Genomic DNA, 10,318 nt, shown 5'->3' on the forward strand with positions numbered 1-10,318 from the left:
GTCGCCGCCCTCGCGCAGGCGGACGTCGATCGGGATCGAGCCGAGCACCGGGACGGTCGCGCCGACCGTGCGGGTCAGCGCGTCCGCGACGGTCTGGCCGCCGCCGGTGCCGAAGACGTCGATCATCTCGTCGCAGTGCGGGCACGGCATGCCCGACATGTTCTCGATCACGCCGACGATCTTCTGGTGGGTCTGCACCGCGATCGTGCCGGCCCGCTCGGCCACCTCGGCGGCGGCCATCTGCGGGGTGGTGACGATCAGGATCTCCGCGTTCGGGACCAGCTGGGCCACCGAGATCGCGATGTCGCCGGTGCCCGGCGGCAGGTCGAGCAGCAGCACGTCCAGGTCGCCCCACCACACGTCGGCGAGGAACTGCTGGAGGGCGCGGTGCAGCATCGGGCCGCGCCACACGACCGGGGCGTTGCCCGGGGTGAACATGCCGATCGAGATGACCTTCACGCCGTTCGCCTGCGGCGGCATGATCATGTCCTGGACCTGGGTGGGCCGGCCCTCGACGCCCAGCATGCGCGGCACGCTGTGGCCGTAGATGTCGGCGTCCACGACGGCGACCTTCAGACCGTCCGCGGCCATCGCGGCGGCCAGGTTGACGGTCACCGAGGACTTGCCGACGCCGCCCTTGCCGGAGGCGACGGCGTACACGCGGGTCAGGGTGCCGGGCTTGGCGAACGGGATCTCCCGCTCGGGGGCGCCGCCGCGCAGCAGCTGGGAGAGCTCCTTGCGCTGCTCGTCGCTCATCACGTCGAGCTCGACCTCGACGCCGCTCACGCCGGGCACCCGTGCGACCGCCTCGCGGACCCGGGTGACGATGGTCTCGCGCATCGGACAGCCGGAGACGGTCAGGTAGACCGCGACGCGCACCGCGCCGTCCTCGGCGATCTCGACCGATTTCACCATGCCGATCTCGGTGATCGGGCGGTTGATCTCCGGGTCGTTGACGGTCGACAGCGCCTGGCGCACGGACTCCTCCGTGACGCCGGCCGCGACCTCTGTCTCGTTGGCCATGCCTTGATGGTACGGCGCCGGGCGATCCCCTTAACCCGTCGGTAGCGTGCCGCCGGTCACAGCACGTCGCTGGTCTCCCGGCGGTCCTCGATCTCCTTCAGCAGGGACTGGAGTTCGGAGCGGATGAAGTCGCGCGTGGCCACCTCGCCGAGGCCCTGGCGCAGCGCGGCCACCTCGCGGGTCAGGTACTCGGTGTCGGCGATGTTGCGGTCGCTGCGGGCCCGGTCCTGCTCCATGTTGACGCGGTCCCGGTTGTCCTGACGGTTCTGCGCGAGCAGGATCAGCGGCGCCGCGTAGGAGGCCTGCAGCGACAGGACCAGGGTCAGGAAGATGAACGGGTAGGAGTCGAAGCGCACGTTCTCGGGCAGCAGCGTGTTCCAGGCCACCCAGATGATGATGACCACGGTCATCCAGACGATGAACCGTCCGGTGCCGAGGAAGCGGGCGATGCGCTCGGAGAGCTTGCCGAAGGCCTCGGGGTCGTACGAGGGCAGGCTGAGCAGGCCCGGCCGGGCGGTGCGCGGCTGGTCGAACCGGGCCCGGCTGGAAGCGCCGAGCGGGGAGGTCTCCAGGCGGTCCCGGCTGCTGCCCTCGCGGGTGCGCAGTTCGCGCAGCTGGCGCAGCTCTCGCAGCTCGCCGCGCAGGCGCCGGCGCGCGGCGTCGTCCGCCCGTCCCTTGCGGTCAGCGTCCACCGATCGCCCCTTCCGTCTCGTGCTGGTCGTGGTCCCGGGCGTGCAGTGCGGCGTCGCGCCAGTCCTCCGGCAGCAGGTGGTCGAGCACGTCGTCGACGGTGACGGCGCCGAGCAGATGGTCCGCGTCGTCGACGACCGGGGCCGCGACCAGGTTGTAGGTCGCCAGGTAGCTGGTGATCAGCGGCAGCGGGGTGTCCGGCGGCAGCGGGTCGAGGTCGTCGTCGACCAGCGAGCCGACCAGGACGTACGGGGGCTCGCGCAGCAGCCGCTGGAAGTGCACGGTGCCGAGGTAGCGGCCGGTCGGGGTCTCGTTCGGCGGGCGGCAGACGAAGACCTGTGCGGCGAGCGCGGGCTTGTGGTCGCGCACCCGGATCCGGGCGAGGGCCTCGGCGACGGTCGCGTCCGGCTCCAGCACCACCGGCTCGGTGGTCATCAGACCGCCCGCGGTGTCCTCCTCGTAGGACAGCAGGCGGCGCACCGGCTCGGCCTCGTCCGGCTCCATCAGCTGGAGCAGGCGCTCGGCCTCGTCGCCGGGCAGCTCGGAGAGCAGGTCGGCGGCGTCGTCCGGGTCCATCGCCTCCAGGACGTCGGCGGCGCGCTCCTCCTGGAGCTTGCCGATGATCTCGACCTGGTCGTCCTCGGGCAGCTCCTCCAGGACGTCGGCGAGCCGCTCGTCGTCGAGCGCGGCGGCCACCTCGGCGCGGCGCTTGGCGGACAGGTGGTGCATGACCCCGGCGAGGTCGGCGGGGCGCAGCTGCTCGAAGGTGGCGAGCAGGTTGGCCGCGCCCTGGTCCTGCTCGGCCAGCGCGAAGCCGGTGACGTCCTGCCAGTCCAGGGTGAGCCGCTCGCCCTTGCCCTTGCGCAGCCGGCCGGCCCGGCCGACCTGGACGAAGACCTTGCTGACCTCCCACTCGCGCAGCCGGGTCTGGATCATGCCGACGTCCAGCACGGTGACCGGCTCGTCGGTCTTCGACCACGTGACGGTGCGGTCCAGCAGCTCGGCGAGGACGAGGGTCTCGGCGGGGCGCTGCTCGAAGCGGCGCAGGTTGATCACGCCGGTGGTGAGCACCTGGCCGGACTCCAGGCTGGTGACCCTGGTCATCGGGAGGAAGATCCGGCGCCGCCCGACCACCTCGACCACGAGCCCGAGCACCCGCGGCGGGCGTCCGCCCAGGCGCAGCGAGACGACCACGTCGCGGACCCGGCCGACCTGGTCCCCGTTCGGGTCGAAGACCGCGATCGCGGAGAGGTGGGAGATGAAGACCCGGGTGCCTGGCCCTGCCATGAACTCCCTCGACTCGCTCGACCGGTCCGACGCCGTGCTCGGTGCGCGCCGCGGCGCACCCGTTGGCCAAGGCTACCCGCGGCGTACGGGAGCGGCCCGACGAGGCACCGTAGCGACGCCCGGAGTATCGGACGTGAACCTTCAGCGACGCTTGAACAGCAGTTTGGGCAGGCCGGCCGGGATCGGGCGGCGGGTGGTCGCCGGGGTCGCCACCGGCGCGGCGGCGTGCGAGCCGTCCGGCATCGCGCCCGGACGCTCGGCCAGGGCGCCGGCCGGCTCCAGCCGCAGCACCCGGCACTCGCGGGCCCAGCGGTCCGCGATGGTGTCGGTGTCGGGCGCGTTCAGCCGCTTGCCCTTGAGCTCCTCGACCGCGCCGAGCCAGGCCTCGCTGTGCGGGGCCAGCTCGGTGACCCGGGCCCGCCAGCCGGTGATCCGGCCGCCCTTGTCCTTGCTGCGGACGGTCACCACGGCGCCGGAGCCGGCGACCAGGCCGTGCAGCGGCTGCTCGCCGCCATCGCCGACGACGACCACGGCGCCGTCGTGCCACGCGTGCCAGACCGGGCGGTCCTGCTGCTGTCCGTCGGCGCGGACCCAGAGGAGGCCGGACTTCTTCGCCGCCTCCTCCAGCAGGGCCTGGTCGAGGAAGTCGTCGGCGTTGGCGGGCGTACGGTCCATGGCGCACAGCGTACGGCCTTCGCCCTTCCGGGGCGTCTCACCCGTCGGGCGACAGTTCATCAGCGGGGCACGGGCCTTACGGTGAGATCCGCTCAGCCACCCTGCCGCCCACCCTCGCCCGCGAAGGAGCGCCGTGCCCGCCGCCCGGCCCGCCACCGCCCCCGCGCCCACCGCCGGCGCGTTCCCCTCGCACCCGCTGCCCACCTTCGACCTCCTGCTGCTCGCCGTCTCCATCACCGGCATCTCGTTCTCCGGCCCGCTGATCAGCGCCACCGCCGCACCCGCGCTCGCGATCGCCTTCTGGCGCAACGTCATGTCGGTCGGCGTCATCGGCCCGTACGCGCTGCTGCGCCACCGCTCCGAGCTGCGCGGGATCGGCCGGCGGGCGCTGCTGCTCGCGGCGGCGGCCGGCGCCCTGCTCGGGCTGCACTTCGCGCTCTGGATGCCGAGCCTGCGGATGACCTCGGTGGCCTCGGCGACCGCGCTGGTCACCACGTCCCCGCTGTGGACGATCCTGCTGATGCGGCTGACCGGCACCCGGGCGCCCCGGATGGTCTGGCTCGGCATGGGCGCCGCCTTCGCCGGCGTGCTGGTGCTCACCGGCGTCGACCTGTCGCTCTCCCCGCGCGCGCTGCTCGGCGACGCCCTCGCGCTCGGCGCGGGCCTGGCCGCGGCCGGGTACATGCTGCTGGGCGCGGAGGTCCGCAGGACCGTCAGCACCACCGCGTACACGCTGGTCTGCTACGCCACCACGGCGGTCGTGCTGCTGGGGATCTGCCTGGCCGCCGGGACGCCGATGTCCGGCTGGCCGGCCGGGGTGTGGTGGCAGATCGTGCTGCTGATGGTCTCCGCGCAGTTCCTCGGCCACTCGCTGAGCAACCGCGTGGTGCGCACGCTCGGCCCGTCCGTCACCTCCACCGCCATCCTGCTGGAGGCCCCGGGCGCGGCGCTGATCGCGGCGCTCTGGCTCGGCCAGTGGCCCCCGGCGGCGGCCTACCCGGCGGTGGTGCTGATCCTGCTGGGCCTGGTGCTGGTGGCCCGCGCCGGGCGGCGCTGACGGCGGCTACAGCCAGCCGTTGCGGCGGAAGCCGCGGTACATCGCGACGCAGATCAGGGCGACCGCGCCGAGCACCACCGGGTAGCCGTAGGGGTGGTGCAGCTCGGGCATGTAGTCGAAGTTCATGCCGTACACGCCGGTGATCATGGTGGGTACGGCGAAGATCGCGGCCCAGGCGGTGATCTTGCGCATGTCCTCGTTCTGCGCCACCGACACCTGGGCCAGGTTCGCCTGGAGCAGCGAGTTGAGCAGTTCGTCGAAGCCGTGCACCAGCTCGGTGACCCGGGCCAGGTGGTCGGCGACGTCCCGGAAGTACTTCTGGACGTCCGGGTCGACGAGCCCCTGCTGCGGCTCCGAGAGCTGCTGCATCGGGCGCAGCAGCGGCACCACCGCCCGCTTGAACTCCAGCACCTCGCGCTTGAGTTGGTAGACGCGCCCGACGTCGGTGCCGCGCCCGCCGCGGTTGCAGAAGACGTCGAACTCGATCTCGTCCACGTCGTTCTGCAGCCGCTCGGCGACCAGCAGGTAGTTGTCCACGACGTGGTCGGCGATCGCGTGCAGCACCGCGGCCGGGCCCTTGGCGAGCAGCCCGGCCTCGTCCGCGTCCGCCTCCAGCCGGTGGCGCAGGTCCTGGAGCGAGCCGTGGCCGCCGTGCCGGACGGTGATCACGAAGTCCCGCCCGGCGAAGACCATCAGCTCGCCGGTCTCCACCACCTCGCTCGTCGGGGTGAGCTGGTCGTGCTCGATGTACCGGATGGTCTTGAACACCGCGAACAGCACGTCGTCGTAGCGCTCGACCTTGGGCCGCTGGTGCGCGTGCACCGCGTCCTCGACGGCGAGCGGGTGCAGCCCGAAGCGCTGCGCGATGCCCTCGAACTCCTCCTCGGCCGGCTCGTGCAGCCCGATCCAGCTGAACGAGCCCGCGCCGCCGGGCAGTTGCCGCGCGGCCCGGACCTGCCGGGCGGCCTCGCGGGGGCTGCAGCGCTGCCCGTGCCGACGGCCGTCCTGGTAGACCGCGCAGTCCACCACGGCCGAACCGGCGCCGCCCGGCGGCACCGCGTCGTAGCGGCCGGCGGCGCTCTGGCGGCGGCCCGGACGGACGGCGGCACGCAGGTTGTTGATCATCGACATGGCAGGCTCCCTGGAACAGGAGCCGCCGCACGGGCGGCGCGATCGGGCTGAGGGCCGTGGGTGCGACGGCGAGGAACACCGGTGAAGGGCGGGGAGCTCCCCCGGCCGGTCCGTCCGCGGGCCGCCCCCGGCTGCCGCTACGGGATCAGCGGGCGGGGCGGGACGCGCGGGAAGGGCGCTGCGGCCGGGCGGAGCTGCCGGTACTGCAATCTCGGCCGGTATCCACCGCAACCACCTCCTTCGCGCCGCGGCCCCGGAAGGCCCGAACTCATGGTTCCCGGTGGCCAGTCGCTCACCCTAACATCCGGCCGGCGAACGGCGCCGGGCCGTCCCCGCGGGATACGCTCACCGGCATGGCGCACGACTTCCCGCTCTTCGGCGACCCCCACGGCCCCTCCCCGGAGCTCTCCCGGGAGGCGGTGCTGGCCGCCGTCGAGGCCCGGCTGATCGCCACCTTCGGCGAGCCGGGCGGGCGCGCCGCGGTCACCTTCCTCGGCACCGACCGGATCGAGGTGCTGCGCTTCGGCCCGGACGCCGACGGGCTCGTCCGCTACACGACCCTCGGCATGGCCGCCGCCCCGATGGCCGACCCGACCGCGATGGTGGCCGACCAGGTGCGCGGGCCGCGCGCCGAACTCGTCCTGACCGTCCGCGGCGGACGCGACGACGTGCTCCGCAGCCTCGCCACCTTCGCCGCGACGCCGCAGGTGGAGGGCCTGGTCGTGGCCCCGGGCGGCTCGCTGGACCTGGGCGCCCCGCTGTGGGCGGGCGCGCCGTTCACCTCGGTCCTGGTCGCCGAGCCGGGCGGCCTGGTGCCGGACCTCGACCTGGACGAGCCGGCCGACCCGGTCCACTTCCTCCCGCTGCTGCCGATGACCCCCAACGAGGCCGGCTGGAAGCGCGTCCACGGCGCCGCCGCCCTCCAGGAGCGCTGGCTCAGCCAGGGCACCGACCTGCGCGACCCGGACCGCCGCGGCGTCCGCCTGGACTGACGGGGAGCCGACGGGCGCGCGCTCCCGGCGCACCCCGCCCCGGCGCTCCCGCACGCCCGCGCGGTCGCGCGCGCGGGCTCAGCCCCCGATCGGCTTCGCGCCGGTGGCCTGGGCCAGCAGCGCCTCGTACACCCCGGGGTCGGTGGTGTGCTCGCCGAGGCGGACGGTCTTGCGGTCGCCGTGGTAGTCGCTGGAGCCGGTGACCAGCAGCCCGAGCTCGCCGGCCAGGCCGCGCAGCCGGGCCCTGGTCTCCTCGTCGTGGTCGGTGTGGTCGACCTCCAGACCCGCCAGCCCGGCGGCGGCGAGCTCGGCGATCACTTCGTCCGGGACGGTCCGTCCGCGCTTGACGGCGCCGGGGTGGGCGAACACCGGCACCCCGCCGGCCGCCCGGACCAGCCGGACCGCCTCGGCCGGGTCGGTCTCGTGTTTGCGCACGTCCGCCCGGCCGCCGTTGGCGAGCCACTCGGCGGTGAAGGCGTCCGAGACGGTCGCCACCACGCCGGCCTCGACCAGCGCGCTCGCGATGTGCGGCCGGCCCACCGAGCCCTCGCCCGCGATCCGCCGCACCTGCTCCCAGCCGATGTCCGCCCCCAGCTCGCGGCAGCGCTCGACGATCGCCCGCCCCCGCCGGAACCGGTCGGTGCGCACGAGCTCCCGCTCGGCGGCGAAGGCCGGCTCGGCCGGGTCGAACAGGTACGCCAGCATGTGCATGCTGATGCCGTCCACGACGCAGGACAGCTCCGCCCCCGGCACGACGGCCAGCCGGCTGCCGGCCGGCAGCGCGTGCACGGCGGCGGCGGCCTCGGCGTGCCCCGCGACGGTGTCGTGGTCGGTCAGCGCGACGACGTCCAGGCCCGCGGCGACCGCCGCCGCGACCAGCTCGGCGGGGCTGTCGGTGCCGTCGGACGCGTTGCTGTGGGCGTGCAGGTCGATGCGCACGGGTCGGACCTCCTGGGGCTCGCGGATGCGGCCCAGGATAGGCGGCTCAGCCCAGGAGCCGGGGGGAGAGGGCCCCGCAGGGCAGGAGGTCCAGCTCGGCGCCGGCCTCGCGCAGGTCGGTGAGGACCAGCTCGTCGTACATCACCAGCGCCGACTGCTCGGGCCACGCGACCGCCCACAGCCAGAGCCCGCGGGCCTCGCCGACGAACACCGCGCGGTCGGCCGGGGCGTCCGGGACGTGGAACATCGGGGTGGGGCGCCCGGCGGCCATCAGCTTGGCGTCGGCGGGCTTGTAGAGGGCGACGGACTCGCCCGGGTCGGGGCCGGGCATCCCGGCGTACCGGGCGCCGAGACCCACGCCGAGCTCCTCGGCGACCAGCACCAGCTCGCCGAAGCCGCCGAGCGGGGCCGGCCCGGAGCAGGCGACGGCGGTGGCGCGGGCGCCGGAGACGTCGTCGCCGACGTGGGCGATGCCGGTGTAGAGCCAGCCGACCGGCAGCGGCCAGGGCAGCCACACCGGGACCTGGGAGCGGGCGACGGCGACGCCGAGCGCCTCCACGCTCGGGGGCAGCACCGGCTGCATCGGGTGCACGGCTCCGTGCCGGTCGCACTGCCAGGTGTCCGAAAACAGACCGGGGGCGCGGACCCGACCGGCGCACCTCGGGCAGCTTGGCTCGCCCCTCATAGCCGACAACGCTCCTCCCTCCGGACCGCCGCGTCAAGGACGATCACCCGTACGGAGGGTTCGGCGGCACCTGTCGGTGGCGGGACGCCCGGCCCGGCGCCGGTGGGCGCGGGTGCGGGCGGCTCAGGTTGGGGGATGTCCAGCGGCGGGCGGCGGCAAACGTCGGGCCGGTGGGGCCGGGGCGGGCCCGGACGCACTGACGCCCCGTCATCGGCGATCGCGATGACGGGGCGTCAGTCGGGTTCCGGGACGTCCGGATCGGACGCCCCCTGTTCGTCGGCGGCGGGTGAGGCCTCCCGGCCGGAGGCGCCGCGCGGGGTCAGACGGTCGGGCACGGACGGATGAGCAGGCGCTCGCCGGTGCGGGCGGCGGCCTGCACGACCTCGCGGACGGTCTCGGCGTCGGCGATCAGGCGGTCGGTGGCGGTGCCGTCGGCGTCGTCCAGCCGGACGATCTCGAAACGCATGGACTTCGTCATGGGCGTCTCCTTTCCTCGCCCCGCGTCGCGGGACGGTTGCGGCTGAGTCGGTATCAGCCCTTTCGGTGTCTTGCGGGTGGTCCGGCGCTGGGGCCGGAGCACTCGGCTCGTACGCGTGGCGGTCTGCTGCGGCAAGGCTCCCCCTGCTTGCCCGATGCTGCTGGTGCCTCGTGGACCACGGTGTCGTGGCGGTGCTTCCGGGCCGTTGCCCGTCCGTTAAGTACTGGTTTCAGTGGATTGAAACCCGCGGAGGGCCGGCGATGATTCCCGGACAGAATCAAAGATTACCGTAACTAACGACTTTTGTCCCGCGTTGAACGCGGTCGAACTTCCGGAAGTGGTTCAGACCACGTCGGCGGAGGCCGGCGCGGAGGTCCCGGCACCGGCCCAGAACGCCGCCAGCGCGCCCGCCGTCTCGGCCGGGCGTTCGGCGTTGGGGGAGTGGCCGGCGTCCTCGACGATCACCCGGCGGGCACCGAGCCGCCGCGCCATGTCGGTCTGCGCCGGCACCGGCCAGGCGTAGTCCCGCACGCCGGAGAGCACCAGCACGGGCAGCCCGGCGGTGGCGGCGGCCAGCGCGTCGACCCGGTCCGGCGCGGCGACCAGGTGGCCGCCGGTGACGGCCAGCGCACGCGGCACGCTGGCCAGCCAGCGGCGGTGCAGGAACGCGGCGACCTCGTCGGCCGGGCGCTGCCTCGGGTCGCCGCTGCCCTCCTCCATCTGCCGCATGACCTGCCAGATCTCCTCCAGGCTCAGCACCGGCAGCGCGTCCAGCAGCAGCTGGGTGCGGGCCGCCTCGGCCGGGTCGATCGCGCCCGCGCCGGTGGACATCAGCGTCAGCGAGGCCCACGGCAGGGGCCCCTCGGCCGCCGCCGCGAGCACCGCCTCCCGGACCACCTGGCCGCCGAAGGAATGCCCCACGAGGTGCAGCGGCCCGCCGTCGGCCGCCTCCGCGGCGAGGGCCCGGGTGAGCGCCCGGACGTCCGCCCCGAGGGCGTCGACGGCGTACGCGGCCGGATCGTCCGGCCCGCCGGTCTCGTACTGCCCGCGCTGGTCGACGGCGGTCAGCCGGTACCCGGCCGCCGCGAGCGGCTCCAGCAGCGCGATGAAGTCCTCCTTGCTGCCGGTGAACCCGGGCACCAGCAGGGCCGACCCGCGCACCGCCCCGGCCGGCTCGGCCCGCAGCGCCGCGAACCCGCCCCGCTCGGTCGCGACCCGCACGGCGCGGGCACAACGGGGAAGGGTGAGGAACCGCGGCGTGCTCATGGACCTGCTCTCCTGTGTGTGCGTCGTACAACTACCCGGGCCAAGCCCGAGCCTAGGGCGTGTCTGACACGCCCTCGTGCCGTGGCGGGAACGCC

The 10,318-nt window shown here is 74.5% G+C and carries 11 protein-coding genes; 2 read left to right on the top strand and 9 right to left on the bottom strand.

Annotated features, from left to right (window positions below; all coding sequences use genetic code 11):
* The 4 genes from AB0O00_RS20360 to AB0O00_RS20375 form a co-directional block, all read right to left on the bottom strand.
* Window positions 1-1,023, bottom strand: a 1,023-nt coding sequence (locus tag AB0O00_RS20360) for an Mrp/NBP35 family ATP-binding protein (protein ID WP_363653694.1), incomplete at its 3' end; no start/stop codon positions are given.
* Window positions 1,024-1,079: 56 nt separating this feature from the next.
* Complete coding sequence (locus AB0O00_RS20365; protein ID WP_363653709.1) at window positions 1,080-1,646, bottom strand: DUF1003 domain-containing protein; 567 nt, start codon at window positions 1,644-1,646, stop codon at window positions 1,080-1,082.
* Window positions 1,647-1,704: 58 nt separating this feature from the next.
* Window positions 1,705-3,000 (bottom strand): CBS domain-containing protein, encoded by a 1,296-nt coding sequence (locus tag AB0O00_RS20370; protein WP_363653695.1) that lies wholly within the window; start codon window positions 2,998-3,000, stop codon window positions 1,705-1,707.
* Window positions 3,001-3,141: 141 nt separating this feature from the next.
* Window positions 3,142-3,675 (bottom strand): hypothetical protein, encoded by a 534-nt coding sequence (locus AB0O00_RS20375; protein WP_363653697.1) that lies wholly within the window; start codon window positions 3,673-3,675, stop codon window positions 3,142-3,144.
* A 196-nt stretch (window positions 3,676-3,871) separates the two neighbouring features.
* Between AB0O00_RS20375 and AB0O00_RS20380 the strand changes: the two genes are divergently transcribed.
* Window positions 3,872-4,732: a DMT family transporter gene (locus tag AB0O00_RS20380; protein WP_363653710.1), complete on the top strand. Its 861-nt coding sequence runs from the start codon at window positions 3,872-3,874 to the stop codon at window positions 4,730-4,732.
* 6 nt (window positions 4,733-4,738) lie between these two features.
* Here AB0O00_RS20380 and corA read toward each other — a convergent pair whose 3' ends face one another.
* The gene (gene corA / locus AB0O00_RS20385; protein ID WP_363653699.1) at window positions 4,739-5,863 is read right to left on the bottom strand and encodes a magnesium/cobalt transporter CorA; all 1,125 of its coding nucleotides are present in this window, start codon (window positions 5,861-5,863) and stop codon (window positions 4,739-4,741) included.
* 353 nt (window positions 5,864-6,216) lie between these two features.
* On the opposite strand from corA, the gene AB0O00_RS20390 reads away from it, so the two are divergent.
* Window positions 6,217-6,855 (top strand): suppressor of fused domain protein, encoded by a 639-nt coding sequence (locus tag AB0O00_RS20390; protein WP_363653701.1) that lies wholly within the window; start codon window positions 6,217-6,219, stop codon window positions 6,853-6,855.
* 78 nt (window positions 6,856-6,933) lie between these two features.
* Here AB0O00_RS20390 and AB0O00_RS20395 read toward each other — a convergent pair whose 3' ends face one another.
* From AB0O00_RS20395 to AB0O00_RS20410, 4 genes are all read right to left on the bottom strand, one after another.
* Window positions 6,934-7,794, bottom strand: a complete 861-nt coding sequence (locus AB0O00_RS20395; protein ID WP_363653703.1) for a PHP domain-containing protein — start codon at window positions 7,792-7,794, stop codon at window positions 6,934-6,936.
* A 46-nt stretch (window positions 7,795-7,840) separates the two neighbouring features.
* On the bottom strand, window positions 7,841-8,479 hold the full coding sequence (locus AB0O00_RS20400; RefSeq protein ID WP_363653705.1) for a DUF6758 family protein: 639 nt from the start codon (window positions 8,477-8,479) through the stop codon (window positions 7,841-7,843).
* 319 nt (window positions 8,480-8,798) lie between these two features.
* Window positions 8,799-8,957: a hypothetical protein gene (locus AB0O00_RS20405; protein WP_363653712.1), complete on the bottom strand. Its 159-nt coding sequence runs from the start codon at window positions 8,955-8,957 to the stop codon at window positions 8,799-8,801.
* A 342-nt stretch (window positions 8,958-9,299) separates the two neighbouring features.
* Window positions 9,300-10,223 carry an alpha/beta fold hydrolase gene (locus tag AB0O00_RS20410; protein ID WP_363653707.1) on the bottom strand — a complete coding sequence of 308 codons (924 nt, stop codon included), beginning with the start codon at window positions 10,221-10,223 and terminating at the stop codon, window positions 9,300-9,302.
* Between the last annotated feature and the right edge of the window lie 95 nt (window positions 10,224-10,318).

This window comes from Kitasatospora sp. NPDC093558 (assembly GCF_040683475.1).
Taxonomy (GTDB): domain Bacteria; phylum Actinomycetota; class Actinomycetes; order Streptomycetales; family Streptomycetaceae; genus Kitasatospora.